This is a genomic window from Microcella alkalica (assembly GCF_014137945.1).
GTDB classification, from domain to species: Bacteria; Actinomycetota; Actinomycetes; order Actinomycetales; family Microbacteriaceae; genus Microcella; species Microcella alkalica.
In genome coordinates, this window is sequence record NZ_JACGWX010000001.1 from 769871 (window position 1) to 790915 (window position 21045).

The following is a 21045-nucleotide window of genomic DNA, read 5'->3' on the forward strand; positions in this document are numbered from 1 at the left end:
GGGCGCGGGGATGCGGGCATGAGGATCGCGATCGACTGCCGCTACGTGCGCATCGGCCGGCACGACGGCATCAGCCGCTTCACGGCGGGCCTCGTCGAGCACCTCCTGCCGCTTCTGGGCACCGACGACGAGCTCGTCGCGCTCATCCACGACGACCGCCAGCTCGAGATGCTGCCCGCGGGGCTCAGCGCGCACCGGGTGAGCTCGCCGACGAGCGCGCGCGAGCCGTGGGTCGCGAGTCAGGTCAACCTCATCCGGCCCGACGTCGTCTTCAGCCCCATGCAGACCATGGGAACGGTCGGCCGCCGTTATCCGCTCGCGCTCACGCTCCACGACCTCATCTACTACGCCCATCCCACGCCGCCGCGCGACATGCCCGCGCCCGTGAGAGCGGGGTGGCGGCTCTTCCATCTCGCGTGGTGGCCGCAGCGGCTCCTGCTGAATCGGGCGGATGCGGTGGTCACCGTGAGCGAGACCTCGCGCGCCCTCATCGAGACGCATCGCCTCACCACCCGGCGCGTCGTCGTGGTGCCCAACGGCACCGATCGGCCCGCTCCGCGCCCGCGCAAGCGCCCCGAGGGCGTCGAGCTCGTCTACATGGGCTCGTTCATGCCGTACAAGAACGTGCAGACGGTCTGCCGCGCGCTTCACGAGCTGCCGGGCGCGCGCCTGCACCTGCTCAGCAGGATCCGCCCGGATGACCGCGCGCGGCTGGTGTCGATCGCACCCGCCGGCGCGCTCGTGATCTACGACGGAGTCAGCGACGAGGAGTACGCGTCGATCCTCGATGGAGCGACCGCACTCGTGCACGCCTCCCGCGAGGAGGGGTTCGGCATCCCGCTCGTCGAGGCGATGGGGCGCGGCACGCCCATCGTGGTCGCCGACACGACGATCTTCCGCGAGATCGGAGGCTCTGCGGCGCTGTACGCGGATCCCGACGACGCGGCCGGGTTCGCGCAGCGGGTGCGCGAGCTGCTGCATCCGGGGGAGTGGGAGGCGCGATCGCGGGCCGGATACGCGCAGGCCGCGCGGTTCGACTGGGAGCGCAGCGCGGGCATCCTGCTCGAGCTGCTGCGCGAGCTCGCGGCGACTCCGCCGCGTTGAGCGGTCAGTCGAGCAGTTGCGCCGCGTCGAGCACGAGCACCCTGTCGTCGTCGCCGATGCAGAAGCCGGCGACGCTCGCCCAGTGGCCGTCGGGGCCCTCAATCGCGAGAAGTGCGTCGTAGGGCATCTCGACGCCCTCGACCGACAGGACGGCGCCGTCGGCGATGATCACGCCGTCGGCGTCGACGACCGCGTCGCCGCCCGTCGTGAACCCGTCTGGCCAGATCACGAACCGATCGCCCTCCTGGGTGCCGAGTCGGAAGCAACCCTCCGACCCCACGACGAGGGGTGCCTCGAGGGCGACGGTCTCGCCCGCGTAGCTCTCGCCCGGCAGCTGGACCGGCAGACCGGGGCCGCCCTGATCGGTCCCGGGCGCCTCGGCCGGGGGAGCCCCGACCACGAGGAGGACGATCACGGCGATGACCGTCGCGACGGCGACCGCGATGATCGCGGCGAGCATCCGGCGGGAGGGCATGACCGCACTGTACGCCCGCGTCCACCCGTCGCGGCGGAGGCGAACGCGCTCAGCCGGGCGTGGCGATGCGGGCGACGCGGCCGCCCGACCACTCGACGAGCCTCTCGGGGTCGGCGGGGAAGACGCTCTGCGCGTCGCCCGCGGCCGACCACACCTCGTCGAAGCGAAGGAGGCTGTCGTCGACGAGCGTGCGCACGGGGCTCGGATGCCCGATCGGGGGCACGCCGCCGATCGAGTAGCCCGTCGCCGCCTTCACGGTCGTCGCGTCCGCCTTCTCGACCGGCAGCCCGACGGCGTCGGCGAGCAGCTCGAGATCAGCGCGCCGGTCACCGGCGACGAGGGCGAGCAGAGGCGTGCGCTCATCGCCGTCGAGGACGACGAAGACGAGCGACTTCACGATCGCGCCGACCTCGCAGCCGACGGCGGCGGCGGCCGCGGGGGCCGTGTGGGTCGAGTCGGGCATCCGCACAGGGCTCAGGCCCAGCTCGGCGGTCGCGGCGGCGAAGCGCTCAGCGCCCGTCGCCATCAGCGGCCCACCTCGCGGTGCTCTTCCCGACGGGCCAGGGGGTTCTGCTCCTCGAAGTCCTCCGCGAGGGGGAAGATCGACCGCTCGTCGATCGGGTCGTCGAAGCGCGAGAGCGACAGCCCGCCGTCGGCGTGCAGGAACGAGTGCACCGAGCCGTTCGTGATGGGCTCCCGGTGCCGGCCGGGCACGACCGACTCGAGAACGCTGCGGATCACGCCGCCGTGCGCGACGACGACGATCGACTCGCCCGGGTGCTCGGCGGCGAGGCGGTGCAGCCCCTCGACGACGCGCGCCGCGACGGCCTCGCGGGTCTCGCGGCCCGGAACCTCGGCGCCCTCGGGGTAGCGGGCGTCGAGCTCGGCACCCGTGAGGCCCTCGGCGTCGCCGTAGTTGCGCTCGACGAAGGCGGCGTCGAGCTCGGGGGCGGGCATCCCCACCGCGGCGGCGATGATCGCGGCGGTCTCGGCTGCGCGGCCGAGCGGCGAGGCGATGATGCGCGACCACTGGCGGCCGCGCAGCAGCTCGCCTGTCGCGGCCGCCTGGGCGCGACCCGTGTCGTTGAGCGGGATGTCGGTCGAGCCCTGGATGCGGCGATCGCGATTCCAGGCGGTCTCACCGTGTCGGACGAGCGCGAACGCGGTCATGGGGGCCTTTCCGGAGTCGGGGCGGGCGACCGAGCCGGACTGCGGCGGGAGCGCTAGTCGGCGATGAGCGCGTCGCGGAGGGCCGCGAGCGTCTCGGTGGTGCCCGCGTCGATCTTAACGGCGGCGCGCGCGTCGGCTTTCGTCTCTCCCCGGTTGACGATGATCGTCGGGATGCGCCGCTTCGCGGCGAGGCCCACGAGGCGCACGCCCGAGTTGACCACGAGAGAGGAGCCGAGGACGAGCAGAGCGTCGGCGCGGGCCACGATGCCGCGGGCCTCCTCGAACTTCACGGGAGGAACGAACTCGCCGAAGAAGACGATGTCGGGCTTGAGGGTGCCGCCGCACACGGTGCACTCGGGGATGGCGAAGCGCGAGACGTCGTCGACCTCGGCGTCGCCGTCGGGGTTGACGCGGTGCTCTGCGTCGACGTCGAGCCAGGGGTTCAGAGCGGTGATGCGGTCGGCGATCGACTCGCGCGCGAAGGCCTGGCCGCAGTGCAGGCACACGACGCGATCCATCGAGCCGTGCAGGTCGACGACGCGGCGGCTGCCAGCCCGCACGTGCAGCCCGTCGACGTTCTGCGTGACGACGCCCGCGATGCTGCCGTGATCCTCGAGCTCGGCGAGGGCGCGGTGGCCGTCGTTCGGGCGGGCGGAGGCGAAGCGGCTCCACCCGAGGTGACTGCCGGCCCAGTAGCGCTTGCGATAGGGCTCGTCGGCGAGGAACTGGCTGAAGGTCATGGGGGTGCGAACGGGAGCGCCCGCGCCCCGGTAGTCGGGGATGCCCGAGTCGGTGCTGACGCCCGCCCCGGTGAGCACCGCGATGCGGCGGCCCATCAGGAGCCCGATCGCCTCGTCGAGGCTCGCCCGTGCGGAATCGCCGAGCGGCAGCGGCTGAGCCGGAGCCGACGAGTGCGCCATGGGGCCTCCCTGGGGGGTCTCTCGCAGAGTAAACGTGCCGGGTTTCGGATATGTTTCCGGAGGCTGTGCGACCGGGGAGCGCCCTCGGCGAACGCCCCGAATGGAAGGCGGGATCTCGATGCGGATCGTGCGGATCGAGGGTCTGAAGCATCCCGACCTCGCCGACTACGCGCGCCTCACGGACGTCGCGCTGCGCCGGCTGACGGAGCCCGAGGGCGGGCTGTACCTCGCCGAGTCGCTCACCGTCATCGGGCGCGCTCTGCGGGCCGGGCACGAGCCGCGCTCGGTGCTCACGAGCGAGAAGTGGCTGCCCGACGTCGAGGCGCTCCTGGATGGTCGCGACGTGCCCGTGTACGTCGGCGCGGCGGGCGCGCTCGAGGAGCTCACGGGCTTCCATCTGCACCGCGGGGCGCTCGCGAGCATGCATCGGCCCGCGCCGATCGACCCTCGCGAGCTGCTGCGGGATGCCCGGCGCGTCGTCATCGTCGAGGACGTCGTCGATCACACCAACGTCGGAGCGATCTTCCGCTCGGTCGCCGGGCTCGGCGCGGACGCCGTGCTCGTCACTCCTCGCTGCGCCGACCCGCTCTACCGCCGCAGCGTACGCGTGTCGATGGGCACGGTGCTGCAGGTGCCGTGGACGCGCCTGCCCGAGTGGGATGAGGCCGCGCCCCTGCTGCACGAGGCGGGGTTCACGATCGCCGCGCTCGCCCTCGCGGACGACGCGGTGCCGCTGCGACAGTTCGCCGCGGACGCCCCCGAGCGCGTGGCTGTGCTCGTCGGCGCCGAGGGGGACGGGCTCTCGCGCCCGGCGCTCGCGGCGGCCGACGTCGTCGTGACGATCCCCATGGCGCACGGCGTCGACTCGCTCAACGTCGCGGCCGCGAGCGCGGTCGCGCTGTACGCGCTGCAGGGCTAGCGGCTCAGTCGAGCGCGATCGCGTGCAGCACGATCGCCTGCTCGGGAGCGAGGAGCGGCACGGGCAGGCCCGCCTCGGCGAGCACGCGGCCCGACGCGATGACCTCGCCGGTCGCGAACCACGCGGGAGGGGCATCCTGCACCGCACGCGGAGGCGTGCCGAGCGGGACGAGCGCGACGCGATAGCGGCGATCGGGGTCGAGACCGGGCAGGCGCAGCGGCGGAGGCACCGACACGCGCGAGGCGGCCGTGGTCGCGAGGCTGAAGAGCGCCTCGCCGCGATCGGGCGCGACGACGCCGTGCACGAGACGGCTCGCGTCGTCGTCGGGATCGACGCGCACGGTGCGTCCCGAGTGGAGGAGCGGCCGGAAGCGCTGCACCGTCGCGACCCACTCGCGAAGCAGGGCGCGATCGTCGTCGCTCGCGCGCGTGACATCCCACTCGATGCCCGCGTGGCCGAACAGGGCCGTTGCGAGGCGCAGCGAGAGGTCGTGCGTGCGGCCCGTGATGTGGGCGCGCGGAGCGCCGACGTGGCCGCCGAGCAGCTCGAGCGGCACGAGGATGCTCGACCAGCGCTGGATGCTCTGCCGCTCGAGGGCGTCGTTCGTGTCGCTCGTCCAGAAGCGGTGCGTGCGGCGGGCGATGCCGAGGTCGATGCGGCCGCCGCCGGATGCGCACGACTCGATCGCGACATCGGGGTGCCGGGCGCGCAGCTCGTCGAGCAGGGCGTAGAGGGCGCGGGTCTGCGCCGCGGAGCCGCCTGCCATGAGCGCGCGGTTGTGATCCCACTTGAGGAACCGGATCGGGTACTCGTCGAGCAGCGCTCCGAGGGCGGAGAGCAGGTGCTCGCGCACCGCCGGGTTCGTGAGGTCGAGCGCGTGCTGCCAGCGCCACGTCGGCGGCACCGCACCGTCGGAGGAGGCGAGCAGCCAGTCGGGGTGCTCGCGCGCGAGCCGCGACTCGGGGCTCACCATCTCGGGCTCGACCCACAGGCCGAAATCCATGCCGCGCTGCTCGACCAGCCCGACGAGCGGGTGCAGGCCCGCGGGCCAGCGGTCGGAGTCGACGATCCAGTCGCCGAGAGCGCGGCGGTCGTCGGTGCGGCCGGCGAACCACCCGTCGTCGAGCACGAAGCGCTCGACCCCGAGGTCGGCGGCCGCGTCGACGAGCGGCACGAGCGCGGCGAGCGACTGGTCGAAGTAGACGGCCTCCCACGTGTTGAGCACGACGGGGCGGTGCGTGGGAGGCGAGATGCGGCGCACGTAGGGGTGGAAGCGGTCGGAGAGGCCGTCGAGACCCTGGCCGGAGAACGCGAAGAGCGCGAGGGGCGCGTCATAGTGCTCGCCGGGAGCGAGCACGATCTCACCGGGCTGCAGAAGCTCCTCGGCACCGAGGTGCCGATGACCGGTCGCGAGGGATTCGAGCGCGATGCGGCTGTCGCCGCTCCAGGCGTGGTGCAGGCTCCAGACCTCGCCCGCGGCGAAGCCGAAGCCGGGCGTGCCGGCGACCGTCAGGAAGGGCGCGTCGTGGCCGGGGCGCCCCTGGCGCTGCTCGCGCAAGTGGACGCCGTCGCGCACGGGGCCGCGCTGCGGGCGGCGTTCACCGGCCCACAGGCCGGAGAAGTCGAGCAGGTCGCTCGCGCGGGCGGGAACGGGCAGGCGCGCGGCGAGCCGACCGAGAGCGACGGGATGCTCGCCCGCGGCGGTCGCGGCGACCGAGACCTCGACGATTCCCTCGTCGGTGAGCTCCGCGCTCCAGTCGAGGTCGAGGAGGAGGCCGTGCTCGTCGTGCGCGCGCAGCGCGACCACGAGGCCGGCGGGGGCGGAGCGGTGCACGGCCGTGGGGGTGAGGCGGAGAGGAGAGCGAGAGGCGGGCATCCCCACTCGATGCGCCTCGATGCCGGGGAGCCCGGTCCAGCCCTCGGCGGGCGTCGGGAGGACGGACGGCACGAGCGGGATGTCGGGCGAGCTCGGCGCGATCGCGGGGGCGACGGCGACGACCGCGAGGTCGGCCTCGTCGAGGGGGCCGAGATCGGGGCCCCAGTAGCGGACGGCGGGCACGGCCGCGCCGCGGGCGTCGAGCACGAGGCTGACACCCGCGGCGCGGAGGTGGTGCAGGGAGATGGTTACTCCTTGACGGGGATCGACGCCGCCTCGAGGGCGGAGATCGTTGAGGCCTGGCCGGACTCCAGAGCGTCCATGAGCGTACCGCTGCCCGAGAGGGCGCCGGAGAAGCCGTCAGCGACGTCGTTGTAGACCTGCGTCATGGTCGGGCCCCACGTGAAGCTGGGGTCGACCTCGGCGCCGGCCGCCGCGAAGACCTCGTAGATCTTCTGGCCGCCGTAGAACTCCACGCCCTCGGCGAAGACCGGGAGGTTCGCACCCTCGACCGTCGCCGGGTAGATCTGCGCGGTGCGGTTCATCGCCGTGAGCGCGTCGTCGTCGATGTTGAGCCAGAGCGCGAACTGCGCCGCCTCGTACGGGTGGTCGGAGCCCTTGAGCACCGCCGTGGTCGAGCCGCCCCAGTTACCGGCGGCCGACTGGCCGGCCTCCCACTGCGGCATGGGCGCGACGGCCCAGTTGCCCGCGGTGTCGGGTGCGCCGCTGAGGATCGTGTTGGCGCCCCAGACCGCGGAGACCCAGGTCCAGATCTCGCTGGAGTTGTACGCGGCGTTCCACTCGTCCGTCCACGGCGGGTACTTCGCGACGAGGTCGTTCTCGATCATGCCCTGCCAGTACTCGGCGACCTCGAGCGACTCGTCACCCGTCAGCGAGACCTCCCAGGCCTCGCCGTCGTTCGCGAACCACTGACCGCCGGTCTGCCAGACCAGTCCGGCGAAGGCGTTGATGTCGCTCTGCGAGAAGTTGTTGATGTAGCCGCCCTCCTCGCGGATCTGCGCGGCAGCGGCCTCGTACTCTTCCCACGTCTCGGGGATCTCGATGCCGGCGGCCTCGAAGAGGTCGGCGCGGTAGAACATGGCCATGGGGCCGGTGTCCTGCGGGATCGCGTAGACCGCGTCTTCCTCGCCGAACGTCACCTGGCTCCAGGTCCAGTCAACGAACTGGCTCTCGGCATCCAGGATGCCGTCGCACGCGGCGATGTTCTCGAGGCCGTCCTGCACGCGGAAGTTGGGGAGGGCGTCGAACTCGATCTGACCGAGGTCCGGAGCATTGCCGGCCTCGAGCTGGTTGAAGAAGTTCTGGTAGGTGCCGCCGTTGCCGTTAGGACCGGTCTGGACGGTGACCTGGATGTCCGGGTTCTGGTCGTTCCAGATCGCGACGGCCTCGTCGATTCCGGGGAGCCAGCTTGTGAACGTGAGCTCGACGGGTCCGTCGGAGGGGGCGCAGTCGCCTCCGGGGGCTCCGGCTCCGGGGGCGTCGGTGCCTCCGGTCGAGCAGGCGGTGAGTGCGAGCGCTGCGAGAGCCGCCATGGCTCCGGCGCGTGCGACGGTGGAGATCGCCATGCGTGTGGTCCTTTCTCTTTGTGGTGGTTCGGGTGATTCCGGTGGTGCGGGTGGTGCGCCCGATCGGGTCGCGATCGGGAGTCGGGGGCGGCCTAGGGCGTGTCTCCTAAGCGTTTGAGCCAGAGTGTGATGGCTCGCAGGACCGCGCCGCCGCGGTAGGTGAGCGCGAGTTTGTCGTATCTGGTGGCGAGCCCACGCCATTGCTTGTCTTCGTTGAAGCCGCGTTCGACAACGTTGCGACCCTTGTAGTCCTCGACGTCGTAGCTGACTGGTCGCCCGCCACGGGAGCCGCGACGCTGCCGGTGTCCCTGCTGGTCGGAGGGCTCGGGGATCACGGCGACGATCCCGCGTTCGCGCAGGCGGGTGCGGATGGCACGCGAGGAATACGCCTTGTCGCCGCGGACGCGGTCCGGTCTCGAGCGGGGCCTGCCCGGGCCACGCCGGCCAACTTTGAGGTGGTCCATGAGCACGGGGAACATCGGGGCATCGCCGGCCTGCCCGGGGCCGACCAGCACGACCAGCGGTAGCCCGCGGCCGTCGACGAGGTGGTGGATCTTCGTGCTCAACCCTCCGCGTGACCTGCCAATCGCGTGGTCAGGCGGCTCCTCCCGCAAATTCTTGTAACTCGATAGAGCCCCCCGTGTCGCGCGGGAGGTTCGTTGCGTGCTGATGCGCACGGTTGATGGTGGAGTCCACGCTGACGGCCCATTCGATCTCGCCCGCTGCGTCCGCGTCAGCGAGGATCTCGGCGTAGATACGATCCCAAGTGCCGTCTCCGCTGAACCGGCGATGACGCTTCCACGCGGTCTGCCACGGCCCGAACTCGGCGGGCAGATCACGCCACGGCGAACCCGTCCGATACCGCCACACGATCCCCTCCAGCACCCGACGATGCTCCTGAAACGGTCGCCCGCCCTTGCGGGAAGCGATCGGCATCAAAGGCTCGATCCGAGCCCAAGCAGAATCCGACAAAGTACGAGTACGCGTCACGCTCCCAGCCTGCCGCAACATCCCGCAGAGGTTACGAGACACGCCCTAGGGGGCCGGGGTCACTTGAGCCCGCCGCTCGCGAGCCCGGACTGCCAGAAGCGCTGCAGGCCGAGGAAGGTGAGGATGAGCGGGATGATCGACAGGAGCGAGCCGACGATGACGAGGGCGCGGATGTCGGGGATCTGGCTCACCTGCGTGTTCCAGACGTAGAGGCCGAGCGTCACGGGGAACAGGCTCTCGTCGCGCAGCATGATGAGCGGGAGGAAGAAGTTGTTCCAGATCGCGACGAACTGGAACAGGAAGATCGTCACGAGCGCCGGGGCCATGAGCCGCGTGGCGACCGTGAAGAACGTGCGGAGCTCGCCCGCGCCGTCGATGCGCGCGGCCTCGACGATCTCATCCGGCACGCTCGCCGCGGCGTAGATGCGCGAGAGGTAGACGCCGAAGGGGCTCACGAGGCTCGGCAGGAAGACGGCCCAGATGGTGTTCGTCGCGCCGACCTGGCTGAAGAGCAGGAACAGCGGCAGCGCGAGCGCCGTCGCGGGGACGAGCACGCCGCCGAGGATGATGTTGAACAGCAGCTCGCGGCCGCGGAAGCTGTACTTCGCGATCGCGTAGCCCGCCATCGCCGCGATGATCGTCGCGAGCAGGGCACCGACGCCGGCGTAGAGTGCGCTGTTGCCGAGCCAGCGGAGGAAGACAGCGTTGCGGTAGTCGAAGAGCGCGGCGATGTTGTCGAACAGGGCGAAGTCGGCGAACCAGAGCGGTGCGGTCGTCGTGAAGTCGGCGCGCGTCTTGCTCGAGGCGACGAGCAGCCACCAGATCGGCGTGAGGAAGTACAGCGTGGCGACGACCATGACGGCCATCGCGATCGTGCGGGATGCCGCGCTCTCGCGGATTCCGCTGCGCCCGTTCTCGCGGCCGGGCTTCGGCGCTTTCGCGGTCTTCTGGGCCTTCTCGAGGCGAGGGGATGTCGCGGTCATGCTGCCGTCCTCCGCTGCGTGAGCTTGAGCACCGTGAACGAGAGCACGAACGTGGCGAGCGCGAGCACGACGCTCATGGCCGCCGCGAGGCTGATGTTCGGCACCGATGCGGTGGAGTAGATGGTGAGGTTCGGGGTGAACGTGCTCGTCACCGCCGAGGTGAACGACTGGAACACCTGCGGCTCGGCGAGCAGCTGGAGCGTGCCGATGATCGAGAAGATTCCCGTGAGCACGAGCGCCGGCACGACGAGCGGGATCTTGATCGACCACGCGATGCGCAGCTGGCTCGCGCCGTCGAGGCGCGCGGCCTCGTAGATCTCGCTCGGGATCGCCAGGAGCGCCGAGTAGATGATGAGCATGTTGTAGCCGACGTAGACCCAGGTCACGACGTTCGCGATCGACCACAGCACGTTGCCGGCCGAGAGGAAGTCCACGGCCTGCGTCACCCCGGTGAAGGGCGAGAGGTTGGGGGAGTACAGGAAGCCCCACATGATCGCGGCGATGACGCTCGGCACCGCGTAGGGGGCGAAGAACGCGAGCCTGAAGAACTTCGAGCCCCGCACGAGGGGCGAGTCGAGCAGCAGCGCCAGCACGAGCGCGATGCCGAGCATGATCGGCACCTGCACGACACCGAACAGCAGCACGCGGCCGATCGACGACCAGAACGCCTGGTTCTCGAACACGGCGATGTACTGCGTGAGACCGCCGAAGACCTGCACGGCGGGCCCGAAGGTGCCATCGCGCTCGACGACGAGCAGCGACTGGTAGACGGCGTAGCCGATCGGCACGATGTAGAAGAGCGCGAAGAGCATTCCGAACGGCGCCAGGAAGATCGCGATGGACCCTCGGTGGCGCACGGCGCGCGGGCGGCGCACGGCGGTGTCGGTCACGAGTGACTCCTCTCGGTCAGCACGGCGATGATGCCGCCCGCGGCGACGGCGGCGGGGCCGGACACGCTCTCGCCGGTGACGAGGTCAACGCCGTGGAGCGCAAGATCGGCGAGCGTCAGCTCGGCGTCGCGGTGGTTGATGACGATCGTCACCGTGCGGCCGTCGCCGCTGCGGACGACGAGGTCGACGTCGTCGCCGACGTCGATGACGGGGATGCCCGCCTCGGCGCACGCGCGCCGCATCACCGCTCGCAGCGCGTCGGCCTCGAGCACCGTCGCGAGGTACCACGCGGCGCCCGAGCCGTGCGTCGCCCGAGTGATCGCGGGCGAGCCCGCGGCCGGTCCGCTCGCGAAGCGGTCGAGCACCTCGGCCCGCTCGGCGCGCAGCGCCTCGCTCCAGATGGTCGCCGTCGCCCCGCTCTCGAGCACGACCGCGTCCCCGGCCGCGAGCGGCCGCAGCTCGTCGATGACGATGCCGAGCAGGTCGCGGAAGGCGCCGGGGTGGCCGCCGAGGCGGATGGCGGCGTCCTCGTCGGCGAGTCCGCTGAAGGGGGTGATGAGGACGGTCGCGCCGGAGGCCGCGGCGTGCGCGATCGTGTCGGCCGCGGCATCCGTCACCGAGTAGAGCGTCGGGACGACGACGAGGTCGTACCCGGCGAGAGAGTCGCCCGGCCGCACCATGTCGACGGTGACGCCGAGCGAGCGCAGGGCGCGGTGGTAGCGGCGGGCCTCGGGCAGGTACTGCAGCAGCTGCGAGGGATGCGTGTCGACCTCGGCGGCCCACCGGGGCTCCCAGCCGACGACCATGGCGGCACGCGCCTCGACGCGCATCCCGACGACGGGCTCGAGCCGATCGAGGAGGGCCGAGAGCTCGACGGTCTGCCGCCAGGCCGGCCCGGTCGCGCCGGCGTGGGGGAGGAGCGCGGAGTGGAACTTCTCGGCGCCGCGCTGCGATGCGCGCCACTGGAAGAAGCAGATCGAGTCGGCACCCCTGGCGACGTGCCCGAGCACGGTGCGGGCGAGCTCGCCCTCGCGCTTGGCGTGGTTCACGGGCTGCCAGCTGACGGCGCTCGTGGAGGTCTCCATGAGCATCCACGGTGCGCCGTTCGCGAGTCCGCGCGTGAGATCGGCGCTGAAGGCGAGCTCGCCGAGCGGCTCGGCGAGGCGGTGGTCGAGGTAGTGGTCGTTGGCGATGACATCGAGGTCGCCGGCCCAGCTCCAGTAGTCGAGGGCGCTGATGTGGTCGGTAACCATGAGGTTGGTCGTGACGGGCGCGGAGGAGCGACGGCGGATCACCTCGGCCTCGGCTCGGTAGTGCGCGAGCAGCTCGTCGGAGGAGAAGCGCTGGAAGTCGAGCTGCTGGGCCGGGTTCCCGGCCGACAGCGTCGCGCGCGGCGGGAGGACGTCGGCCCACTCGCTGTAGCGCTGGCTCCAGAAGGCCGTGCCCCACGCCGCGTTGAGCGCCTCGATCGAGCCGTACCGGCGCGCGAGCCAGTCACGGAAGGCGGCGGCGGAGACGTCGCAGTAGCAGAGGGCGTTGTGGCAGCCGAGCTCGTTGGAGACGTGCCAGAGAGCGACAGCGGGGTGCTCGCCGTAGCGGTCGGCGACGCGCTCCACGAGGGCGAGCGCCCGCTCGCGGAAGACGGGCGAGCTGGGGCACCATGCCTGACGGCCGCCGGGGTAGGCGATGACGCCGGCGCGATCGCGCGGAAGGATCTCGGGGTGTAGCCGCGACAGCCACGGCGGCGGCGAGGAGGTGCCGGTCCCGAGATTGATGCGGATGCCCGCCTCGTGCAGGAGCGCGATGATCGCGTCGAGCCCGCTGAAGTCGAACTCGCCGTCGCGGGGTTCGAGGTGCGCCCAGCCGAAGATGTTGATCGCGACGAGGTCGACGCCGAGCTCGCGCATGAGGCCGACGTCCTCGCGCCACACCTCGGGGCGCCACTGCTCGGGGTTGTAGTCGCAGCCGAGGAGGACCGACGCCGTCGGCCAGCCGGGCACGAGCGGCTCGGCGGTCGTGCGGGGGAGGGCGGGGGTGAGGCTCACGGTGCGGTCCTGGATTCCTTCGGTCAACGTCGTTGTCGCTCGAGGATTCTGGGAGCGTGCACAGACCGAGCTGCGACGAACGCCCTGACGAATTCTGGGAGCGTGCACAGACTAGGCGTGCCCCCGTCCGGGTGTCAACGATCGGGCGTGCCTTCCGGCGTGTCGCGCGTCGATACACTGACCACCATGACCCCGCCAGCACCGCGCCCGAAGCGCGCCACGATCTTCGACGTGGCCGCGGAGGCGGGCGTCTCGAGGGGCACCGTCTCGCGCGTGCTCAACGGCGAACCGTACGTCTCCGAGACCGCGCGCACCGCCATCGAGGCGGCGATCGCCAAGGTCGGCTACGTGCGCAACACCGCGGCGCGCAACCTCGCGAGGCAGTCCTCCGGGGCCATCGCGCTCATCGTGCACGAGCCGCACTCGGTCTTCGTGGACGACCCCAACATCGGCAACATCCTGCTCGGCACCAACAGCGCCCTCTCGGCCGCCGACTACCAGCTCGTGACGCTCGTGATCGAGACCGACCGCGACTCCGAGCGCGTGAGCGGCTACCTCGGCGGAGGCTTCGTCGACGGCGCGATCATCGTCTCGGCGCGCGAGGGCGACCCGATCTCGCAGGCGATCGCGGAGCTGCGGCTGCCCGCGGTGATGATCGGGCGACCGGACAACCAGCCCCGTCTGGCCTGGGTGGGCATCGACAACCGGGGGGCCGCGCAGCAGATCTCCGAGCGGCTCGCCGCGACCGGTCGCCACCGCGTCGGCATGATCGCTGCCGGGCTCGACCGCGACTCCGGCCGCGATCGGCTCGCCGGCTTCCAGGACGCCCTGGGCGCGCGCTACGACGCCGATCTCGTCTCCCGCCAGCCCTTCTACACCTTCGACGCCGGTGTCGCGGGCATGACCGAGCTGCTCGAGCGCGATCCGGCGATCGACGGCGTCTTCGCTGCCTCCGACGCGGTCGCGGCCGGCGCGATCGACGTCCTGCGCGCGCGCGGCCGCCGTGTGCCGGAGGACGTCGGTGTGGTCGGCTTCGACGACTCCGCGTGGGCGCTGCGGAGCCAGCCGCTCCTGTCGACCGTGCGGCAGCCCGCGGCCTCCCTCGGCGCGCGCGCCGCCGAGCTCGTCCTCGAGCAGATCCGGTCGGGAGGCACGAGCGGCGACGGGGGAGTCGTGCTCGACACCGAGGTGGTCTGGCGCGCCTCGGCCTGAGCCGGGCATCAGCTCGCGCTTCGTAGACTGAGCGGGTGCACCGCCGATCCCTCGCCCTCGTCGCCGGGATCACCGCCGGCTCTCTCGCGACCGGCGCGGGTCTGTACTCGAGCTATGCGCTCATGACGCCCGTCCCCGCCGTGGCCGGGCACGTGATCGAGAGAGCGATCATCGCCACGCCCGTCGAGACCGTCGCCCTCCCGGGCTACGGAGCGAGCGCGATCGGGCCGGTCGACGAGCGCGGCGCCGTCTACGCGGGCGTCGATGTCGACACCGCACGACCCATCGCGTCGATCACCAAGCTCGTGACGGCGCTCGTCGTGCTCGACCGCTCGCCGATCGCCGCCGGCGAGAGCGGACCGACGATCACCCTCGACGCCGCCGCCGGCGCGCTCGACGAGGAATACATCGCGCGCAACGGCTCGTACGCTCCGGCTCGCGAGGGTCTGCAGCTGACCCAGCGTCAGATGATCGATCTCATGCTCGTGTGGTCGGCGAACAACTACGCGGACACGCTCGCGATCTGGGCGTTCGGCTCGATCGAGGCCTACGTCGAGGCCGCAGCCGAGTGGATCGATCGGGAGGGCCTCGAGGAGCTCAGGGTCGCCGACGCGACCGGGTTCTCGCCGCAGAGCTCGGGCACGCCGCGAGCACTGCTCGACCTCGCCCGCCTCGCGGTCGCGAACCCCGTCGTCGCCGACTCGGCCGGACTCGAGCGCATCGACGTGCCGGGCGTGGGCGTGTTCGAGAATCGCAACACCGCGCTCGGCCTCGACGGCGTCACCGGCCTCAAGACCGGCACGACCCAGGAGGCGGGCGCCTGCCTGCTGTTCTCGGGACGTACCGAGGTCGACGGCGAGCTCGTCGAGACCGTCGGAGTCGTGCTCGACGCCGACGTGCACGCACGGGCCGCCGCCGATTCGCGCACGCTGCTGACGAGCGTCGTGGACGACTACCGCTCGGTGGAGCTCGGCACGGCAGGAGAGGTCGTCGCCCGATGGCGGGCGGCCTGGGGGGACGAGGTCGAGCTGCGCATCGCCGACGACGCGCGCGAGCTCGTCTGGGGCGAGGCGACGAGCCAGACGTTCGTGCCGACGCCCGCGCTCGCGCCCGGTGGCAGGGCGCCGGAGGATCCGCTTATGATCGTGCAGCTCGGCGACGAGCAGCTGGATGTCCCGCTCGAGTGGAGCGGACGGATGGGCGGCCCTGACGTGTGGTGGCGGCTCATGCGGCCGCTGCGGGAGTGGGGCATCCTCGAGGAGCAGGTCGCGCGGCGCCCGATCGCCCTCCGCGCGGTCAGCGTCGCGGCGAGCCCGCCTCCGGCCGCTTCGCGGTGATGAGATCGCCCGACGACTGGTGTCGGATGCGCCGCACGACCCACGGCACGAGGTGCTCGCGGGCCCAGCCCAGATCCTCGGTGCGCGCCTGACGCCACGTGCGGCCGGGCAGCGGCTCGGGGCGCATGGGCTGCAGGTCGTGCTCGATGCCGAGAGCGCCGAGCGTCGCTCGCGCGATCGTGTGATGCCCGAGGGACGAGAAGTGCAGGCGGTCGGGGTGCCACATGCGGGAGTCCTGCAGCTCGCGCAGCGCCCACATGTCGATGACGATTGCATCGCGCTTCGCGGCGACGTAGCGGAGGTTCTCGTTGTAGATCGCGACCTTGCCGCGCACGCGCCGCAGCACGGGCGTCATGCCGATGTCGGGGCCGGTGAAGATCACCACGGTCGCTCCGTCGGAGCGCAGGCGCGCGATGGCGTCGTCGAATCGCTGGGCGACCTCGTCGGGGTCGGTGCCGGGCCGGAGGATGTCGTTGCCCCCGGCGGAGATCGAGATGAGGTCGGGGCGCAGGGCGAGGGCCGGGTCGATCTGCTCGTCGGCGATCTGCTGCAGCAGCCGCCCGCGGACGGCGAGGTTGGCGTAGGCGAAGTCGTCGGTGCGCTCGGCGAGCTGCTCGGCGACGCGATCGGCCCATCCGCGGTGTCCGCCGGGGGACTCGGGCTCGGGGTCCCCGATGCCCTCCGTGAACGAGTCGCCGATCGCGACGTACCGTGACCAGGGGTGCAGCTGAGACATGCTCCTATCGTCGCAGAGGTTCACGGGTGGCAGGCACAAGTCGAGGCGACTCCCGGGCGCCTCCGGTCCGCGCTTCGGAACCTGGGAGGATTCTGAGACCCTCGCACCCCTCGATCGGGGGGTGTGCTTGACTATCGGCCGAGCGATTCCACCGAGTCGTTCGAACGAAGGCTGAGAGTCCGCTGGCTCTCGCCACAACGAAAGGACAATCCCATGGGTTTCCTCGCTTTCCTCCTTCTCGGGCTCATCGCCGGCGCGATCGCGAAGCTCATCATCCCCGGCAAGCAGGGCATCGGCTGGCTGATGACCCTCGTCCTCGGCGTCCTCGGTGCGCTGCTCGGCGGATGGCTCGGCAGCGTGCTGTTCGGCCGCGGCCTCGAGGAGTTCTTCGACCTCGGCACCTGGCTGCTCGCCATCGGCGGCGCGATCATCGTGATCCTCATCTACGCCGCCGTCACCGGCCGCAAGGGCCGTCGCGCGTAATCGCGACCAGTACCGCTCACGGGGGCGGATCGCTTCGGCGATCCGCCCCCGTTCGCGTGTCCGTTCGATCGCGGCGGTCGGCGGTCGGCGGTCGGCGGTCGGCGGTCGATGCCAGGATGTCCGCGTGAGCAAGCAGGACGGCAGCGGGCGGCAGGTCACCGTCGCACCGACCGACGACACGAGCGCGAGCATCCTGCACCTCGACATGGACGCGTTCTTCGCGTCGGTCGAGCTCCTCGAACGGCCGGAGCTGCAGGGGAAGCCGGTGATCGTGGGCCATCGCGGCGCGCGCTCGGTCGTGACGGCGGCGACCTACGAGGCACGCCGCTACGGGGTCAACTCGGCCATGCCGATGGCCATCGCCCTGCGCCGCTGTCCGAACGCGATCGTGCTCGAGCCGCACTACGACCGCTATCAGCACTTCTCGCGTGAGGTCATGCGGATCCTCGGCGACACGACGCCACTCGTGGAGCCGCTCTCGATCGACGAGGCGTTCCTCGATGTGCGCGGCGCCATTCCGCTCTTCGGGCCGCCGTTCGCGATCGCGACCGCGCTGCGCGACCGCATCCGGCGCGAGACGGGCCTCACCGCCTCGGTCGGCGCCGCCGCGACGAAGTTCGTCGCCAAGCTCGCCTCCAGCAGGGCCAAGCCCGACGGCCTGCTCGTCGTGCCCGAGGCCGACACGCTCGCCTTCCTCCATCCGCAGCCGATCTCCGCGCTGTGGGGCGTGGGCGCCTCGACGGAGGAGCGCCTCTCCCGCCTCGGGCTTCGGACGATCGGCGACCTCGCCACCACGCCGCTCGACTCGCTGCGCGCCGCGATCGGCGACGCAGGCACGATGCGGCTGCACGAGCTCGCCTGGGGCCGCGATCCCCGGTCGGTCACGCCCGGACGGGACGAGAAGTCCATCGGCCACGAGGTGACGTTCGAGCGCGACGTGAGCGATGCCGTCGCGCTCGACCGCGAGCTGCTGCGCCTGTCGACGCGCGTCGCCGAGCGCCTGCGCCGTGGCGGCTGGGTCGCGCGCACCGTCGCGGTCAAGATCCGCTTCGGCGACTTCCGCACCATCACGCGGTCGCGCACGCTCACCGAGCCGAGCGATGTGGCCGAGCGGCTGTCGCGCGAGGCGCGCGCGCTGCTCGCGGAGGCGCGCCCGGTCGGCACGGGCATCCGCCTCATCGGTGTGCGCGCCGAGAACCTGCTGCCTGCCGGATCGGTGGCTCGAGGTCTCTGGGATGACGACGAGCCATGGCGCGAGACCGAGACGACTCTCGACGCGGTCACCGAGCGGTTCGGGCGCGGAGCGATCCAGCGAGCATCCCTGCTCTCGCCGGGGGAGCGGCGCCGGCGCTCGGCGCTGTCGACCGACGATGTCGGGAGCCTCGACTAGCATCGGGTCGAGTGAGCACCTCCGACCGCAGCGCCCCCCACGTGGGCACCTTCGCGGCCGAGCATCTCTCTCCGTCGTTCCCGGAAAGGGCGGCGCGCGGCACCGCGAGCCGGCTCCGCGCCTGGCAGGCCGCGGCGCTCGACAAGTACTTCGCGACCGAGCCGCGCGACTTCCTCGCCGCCGCGACGCCCGGTGCCGGCAAGACGACTTTCGCCCTCCGACTCGCGACCGAGCTGCTCGCGCGCCGCGCCGTCGATCGGGTGATCGTCGTCGCGCCGACCGAGCACCTCAAGCGCCAGTGGGCCGACGCGGCGCACCGCGTGGGAATCCGCCTCGATCCCGCCTTCCGCAACAGTCAGCGCATCATCCCGCGCGCCTTCCACGGCATCGCCGTCACCTACGCGCAGGTCGCCGCGAAGCCGTACCTCCACCGCACGCTCACCGAGACGGCGTCGACGCTCGTCATCCTCGACGAGGTGCACCACGGCGGCGACGCGCTCAGCTGGGGAGACGCCATCCGCGAGGCCTACGAGGGAGCCGCGAGGCGCCTGTCGCTCACGGGCACGCCCTTCCGCTCCGACACCGCGCCGATCCCGTTCGTGTCGTACGTGCCCGATGAGCAGGGCATCCGAGTCTCGCAGACCGATTACGCGTACGGGTACGGGCGCGCCCTCGCTGACGGCGTCGTCCGGCCCGTGCTCTTCATGGCCTACGCGGGGAAGGTGCGCTGGCGGACCACGACCGGCGACGAGATGGAGGCCCACCTCGGCCAGGGCGACACGCAGGACGTCACCTCCCAGGCCTGGCGCACCGCGCTCGACCCCGAGGGGCAGTGGATGCCCGGGGTGCTGTCCGCCGCTGACCGCCGGCTGACCGAGGTGCGCCACTCCGTGCCCGACGCCGGAGGTCTCGTCATCGCGACGGACCAGACCGCCGCACGCGCCTACGGGGCGCTGCTGCACCGGCTGACGGGGGAGGAGCCGACGGTCGTGCTCTCCGACGACAAGGGCGCGAGCGGGCGGATCCAGCAGTACGCCGATGGCGACGGTCGCTGGCTCGTCGCCGTCCGGATGGTCTCCGAGGGGGTGGACGTGCCGCGGCTCGCGGTCGGCGTCTACGCGACGAGCTCGTCGACCCCGCTGTTCTTCGCGCAGGCGATCGGGCGCTTCGTGCGCGCGCGGCGCCGAGGCGAGACGGCGTCGATCTTCATCCCGAGCGTCCCGCCCATCATGGGTCTCGCCAACGAGCTCGAGCGCGAGCGCGATCACGCGCTCGACCGCGAGGGCTCAGGAGACGAGCTGCTGGCCGACGATCTGATGCGCGAGGCCGAGACGGGCGAGAGCGCGAGCGACGCGCTCACGGAGACCTACGCCTTCGCGGCGCTGGAGTCGCACGCGCAGTTCGACAAGGTGCTCTACGAGGGCGTCGAGTTCGGCCAGCAGGCCGAGGTCGGCAGTCTCGAGGAGCTCGACTTCCTCGGCCTCCCCGGCATCCTCGAGCCCGACCAGGTGCACGAGCTGCTGCGATCGCGCTATCAGCGCCAGATGCGCCGCGTCGCCGAGCGCCCGCCCTCCGAGCGCCAGCCCGCCCCGCTCTATCGCACGCTCAAGGAGCAGCGCACGCTGCTCAACAACCTCGTCGGTCTGCGCGCCAAGCTCACCGGTCAGCCGCACGGCCACGTGCACGCCGAACTGCGCCGCGTCTGCGGCGGTCCCGCGGTCGGGCAGGCGAGCGTCGCGCAGCTGCAGTCGCGCATCGACTTCCTGCGCAGGCAGATGGCCGCCGGCGGCTGAGACCGCGCGCGCCCGCGGCGCGGCAGGATGGTCGCATGCGCGACACACCCTGCCTCGTCGTCGACGCCGACGTGCTCGAGGCGAACCTCTCCGCGATGGCCGAGCACGCCCGAGCACGGGGCCTGGCCCTCCGGCCGCACGCGAAGACGCACAAGTCGCTCGACATCGCGCGGCACCAGCTCGCCCACGGGGCCGTCGGGCTCACCGTGGCGACGGTCGCCGAGGCGGAGGTCTTCGCGGCAGGGGGGTTCGACGATCTCTTCATCGCCTATCCGATCTGGGCGGAAGGGCCGCGCGCGGAGCGTCTCCGCGCGCTCACGACCCTCGCGCGCGTGCGCGTCGGGGCCGATTCCGTCGAGAGCGTGCGGATGCTCGCCGCCGCTGTGCACGCCGGTCGCCGCGCTGCCGGCTCGGCCTCCGACCGCGCCGACAGCACCCCGCTCGCGATCGCAGTCGAGGTCGACAGCGGGCACCACCGCTCCGGCTGCGCGCCCGACCGGGCCGCGGAGGTCGCCGCCGCCGCGCGCGACGCCCGGCTCGCGGTCGACGGAGTGTTCACCTTCCCCGGGCACTCCTACGGGCTCGGGGCGGGCGACGACGCTGCGCGGGACGAGGCCGCGGCCCTCACGATCGCGCGCGACGCGCTCACGGCCGCCGGCATCCCGTGCCCCATCGTGAGCGGCGGGTCGACGCCGAGCGCGCACGCGGCCGATCAGGGCGTGCTGACCGAGCTGCGGCCGGGCGTCTACGCCCTCGGCGACGCGCAGCAGTGGGAGCTCGGATCATGCGACCCGGCATCGATCGCCCTGTGGGCGCTCGCGACGGTCGTGAGCCGGCGCGAGGGCATCGTGGTGCTCGATGCGGGCAGCAAGATGCTCGGGGCCGATCGTCCCGGCTGGACGACGGGCTTCGGACGCGTGCTCGACGCGCCGGAGGCGCGCATCGTGGCGCTCTCGGAGCATCACGCGACCATCTCGCTACCGGTGGGAATGGACGCGCCGGCTGTGGGGACGCGGATGCGCGTCGCACCGAACCACGTCTGCTCGGCCGTCAACCTCGCCGATGCGCTCGTCATCGAGCGCGCGGGCGTCGAGACGGGCACGTGGTCGGTGTCGGCACGCGGTGCGAACACCTAG

General features: G+C 72.0%; 19 protein-coding genes. 8 read left to right on the forward strand and 11 right to left on the reverse strand.

The window, feature by feature from the left end; all coding sequences use genetic code 11:
* Positions 1–18 precede the first annotated feature (18 nt).
* Positions 19–1104 (forward strand): glycosyltransferase family 4 protein, encoded by a 1086-nt coding sequence (locus FHX53_RS03680; RefSeq protein ID WP_182489967.1) that lies wholly within the window; start codon positions 19–21, stop codon positions 1102–1104.
* A gap of 4 nt (positions 1105–1108) precedes the next feature.
* Here FHX53_RS03680 and FHX53_RS03685 read toward each other — a convergent pair whose 3' ends face one another.
* The 4 genes from FHX53_RS03685 to FHX53_RS03700 are packed head-to-tail and all read right to left on the reverse strand — an operon-like array spanning position 1109 to position 3669.
* A complete protein-coding gene (locus FHX53_RS03685) occupies positions 1109–1579 on the reverse strand; it encodes a hypothetical protein (protein ID WP_182489968.1) in 471 nt (156 codons plus the stop codon).
* A gap of 49 nt (positions 1580–1628) precedes the next feature.
* A complete protein-coding gene (locus FHX53_RS03690) occupies positions 1629–2105 on the reverse strand; it encodes a YbaK/EbsC family protein (protein ID WP_182489969.1) in 477 nt (158 codons plus the stop codon).
* On the reverse strand, positions 2105–2749 hold the full coding sequence (locus tag FHX53_RS03695) for a histidine phosphatase family protein (protein ID WP_182489970.1): 645 nt from the start codon (positions 2747–2749) through the stop codon (positions 2105–2107). Before FHX53_RS03695 ends, FHX53_RS03690 begins: the two co-directional genes overlap by 1 nt.
* A gap of 53 nt (positions 2750–2802) precedes the next feature.
* The gene (locus FHX53_RS03700; protein WP_182489971.1) at positions 2803–3669 is read right to left on the reverse strand and encodes a Sir2 family NAD-dependent protein deacetylase; all 867 of its coding nucleotides are present in this window, start codon (positions 3667–3669) and stop codon (positions 2803–2805) included.
* Positions 3670–3787: 118 nt separating this feature from the next.
* Between FHX53_RS03700 and FHX53_RS03705 the strand changes: the two genes are divergently transcribed.
* Positions 3788–4588, forward strand: coding sequence for a TrmH family RNA methyltransferase (locus FHX53_RS03705; RefSeq protein ID WP_182489972.1), 801 nt, complete (start codon positions 3788–3790; stop codon positions 4586–4588).
* Between the two features lie 4 nt (positions 4589–4592).
* On the opposite strand, the gene FHX53_RS03710 is transcribed toward FHX53_RS03705, so the two are convergent.
* The 6 genes from FHX53_RS03710 to FHX53_RS03735 form a co-directional block, all read right to left on the reverse strand.
* Positions 4593–6671 carry an alpha-galactosidase gene (locus tag FHX53_RS03710; protein ID WP_343050783.1) on the reverse strand — a complete coding sequence of 693 codons (2079 nt, stop codon included), beginning with the start codon at positions 6669–6671 and terminating at the stop codon, positions 4593–4595.
* 41 nt (positions 6672–6712) lie between these two features.
* Entirely contained in the window at positions 6713–8050 is a 1338-nt protein-coding gene (locus FHX53_RS03715) for an ABC transporter substrate-binding protein (protein WP_182489973.1), read from the reverse strand.
* 92 nt (positions 8051–8142) lie between these two features.
* A protein-coding gene (locus tag FHX53_RS03720) for an IS5 family transposase (RefSeq protein WP_425488297.1) occupies positions 8143–9040 on the reverse strand; the annotation gives its coding sequence in 2 pieces (ribosomal slippage) (positions 8143–8703 and positions 8705–9040; 897 coding nt in all).
* Between the two features lie 59 nt (positions 9041–9099).
* Positions 9100–10023, reverse strand: coding sequence for a carbohydrate ABC transporter permease (locus FHX53_RS03725; protein ID WP_220476081.1), 924 nt, complete (start codon positions 10021–10023; stop codon positions 9100–9102).
* Positions 10020–10913, reverse strand: coding sequence for a carbohydrate ABC transporter permease (locus tag FHX53_RS03730; RefSeq protein ID WP_343050785.1), 894 nt, complete (start codon positions 10911–10913; stop codon positions 10020–10022). The genes FHX53_RS03725 and FHX53_RS03730 overlap by 4 nt, the downstream gene beginning before the upstream one ends.
* Positions 10910–12958 (reverse strand): beta-galactosidase, encoded by a 2049-nt coding sequence (locus tag FHX53_RS03735; protein ID WP_343050786.1) that lies wholly within the window; start codon positions 12956–12958, stop codon positions 10910–10912. Before FHX53_RS03735 ends, FHX53_RS03730 begins: the two co-directional genes overlap by 4 nt.
* A 186-nt stretch (positions 12959–13144) precedes the next feature.
* Between FHX53_RS03735 and FHX53_RS03740 the strand changes: the two genes are divergently transcribed.
* A complete protein-coding gene (locus FHX53_RS03740) occupies positions 13145–14170 on the forward strand; it encodes a LacI family DNA-binding transcriptional regulator (RefSeq protein WP_182489974.1) in 1026 nt (341 codons plus the stop codon).
* Between the two features lie 35 nt (positions 14171–14205).
* Positions 14206–15507 (forward strand): D-alanyl-D-alanine carboxypeptidase, encoded by a 1302-nt coding sequence (locus FHX53_RS03745; protein WP_182489975.1) that lies wholly within the window; start codon positions 14206–14208, stop codon positions 15505–15507.
* On the opposite strand, the gene FHX53_RS03750 is transcribed toward FHX53_RS03745, so the two are convergent.
* Positions 15467–16243 carry an SGNH/GDSL hydrolase family protein gene (locus tag FHX53_RS03750; protein WP_182489976.1) on the reverse strand — a complete coding sequence of 259 codons (777 nt, stop codon included), beginning with the start codon at positions 16241–16243 and terminating at the stop codon, positions 15467–15469. The two genes, FHX53_RS03745 and FHX53_RS03750, sit on opposite strands and share 41 nt — an antisense overlap.
* A gap of 213 nt (positions 16244–16456) precedes the next feature.
* Here FHX53_RS03750 and FHX53_RS03755 point away from each other — a divergent pair, with 213 nt between their 5' ends.
* From FHX53_RS03755 to FHX53_RS03770, 4 genes are all read left to right on the forward strand, one after another.
* Positions 16457–16726, forward strand: a complete 270-nt coding sequence (locus tag FHX53_RS03755) for a GlsB/YeaQ/YmgE family stress response membrane protein (RefSeq protein ID WP_182489977.1) — start codon at positions 16457–16459, stop codon at positions 16724–16726.
* A 124-nt stretch (positions 16727–16850) separates the two neighbouring features.
* Positions 16851–18116 (forward strand): DNA polymerase IV, encoded by a 1266-nt coding sequence (locus tag FHX53_RS03760; RefSeq protein WP_182489978.1) that lies wholly within the window; start codon positions 16851–16853, stop codon positions 18114–18116.
* Between the two features lie 11 nt (positions 18117–18127).
* The gene (locus tag FHX53_RS03765; protein ID WP_182490149.1) at positions 18128–19909 is read left to right on the forward strand and encodes a DEAD/DEAH box helicase family protein; all 1782 of its coding nucleotides are present in this window, start codon (positions 18128–18130) and stop codon (positions 19907–19909) included.
* 35 nt (positions 19910–19944) lie between these two features.
* Positions 19945–21045: an alanine racemase gene (locus FHX53_RS03770; RefSeq protein ID WP_182489979.1), complete on the forward strand. Its 1101-nt coding sequence runs from the start codon at positions 19945–19947 to the stop codon at positions 21043–21045.

Excerpts from the sequence above, each read along its gene's own strand:
- FHX53_RS03680 (WP_182489967.1), top strand. The coding sequence starts at position 19 with ATGAGGATCGCGATCGACTGCCGCTACGTGCGCATCGGCCGGCACGAC.
- FHX53_RS03755 (WP_182489977.1), top strand. The coding sequence starts at position 16,457 with ATGGGTTTCCTCGCTTTCCTCCTTCTCGGGCTCATCGCCGGCGCGATC.
- FHX53_RS03770 (WP_182489979.1), top strand. The coding sequence starts at position 19,945 with ATGCGCGACACACCCTGCCTCGTCGTCGACGCCGACGTGCTCGAGGCG.
- FHX53_RS03740 (WP_182489974.1), top strand. The coding sequence starts at position 13,145 with ATGACCCCGCCAGCACCGCGCCCGAAGCGCGCCACGATCTTCGACGTG.
- FHX53_RS03705 (WP_182489972.1), top strand. The coding sequence starts at position 3,788 with ATGCGGATCGTGCGGATCGAGGGTCTGAAGCATCCCGACCTCGCCGAC.
- FHX53_RS03685 (WP_182489968.1), bottom strand. The coding sequence starts at position 1,579 with ATGCCCTCCCGCCGGATGCTCGCCGCGATCATCGCGGTCGCCGTCGCG.
- FHX53_RS03690 (WP_182489969.1), bottom strand. The coding sequence starts at position 2,105 with ATGGCGACGGGCGCTGAGCGCTTCGCCGCCGCGACCGCCGAGCTGGGC.
- FHX53_RS03695 (WP_182489970.1), bottom strand. The coding sequence starts at position 2,749 with ATGACCGCGTTCGCGCTCGTCCGACACGGTGAGACCGCCTGGAATCGC.
- FHX53_RS03715 (WP_182489973.1), bottom strand. The coding sequence starts at position 8,050 with ATGGCGATCTCCACCGTCGCACGCGCCGGAGCCATGGCGGCTCTCGCA.
- FHX53_RS03750 (WP_182489976.1), bottom strand. The coding sequence starts at position 16,243 with ATGTCTCAGCTGCACCCCTGGTCACGGTACGTCGCGATCGGCGACTCG.
- FHX53_RS03700 (WP_182489971.1), bottom strand. The coding sequence starts at position 3,669 with ATGGCGCACTCGTCGGCTCCGGCTCAGCCGCTGCCGCTCGGCGATTCC.
- FHX53_RS03725 (WP_220476081.1), bottom strand. The coding sequence starts at position 10,023 with ATGACCGCGACATCCCCTCGCCTCGAGAAGGCCCAGAAGACCGCGAAA.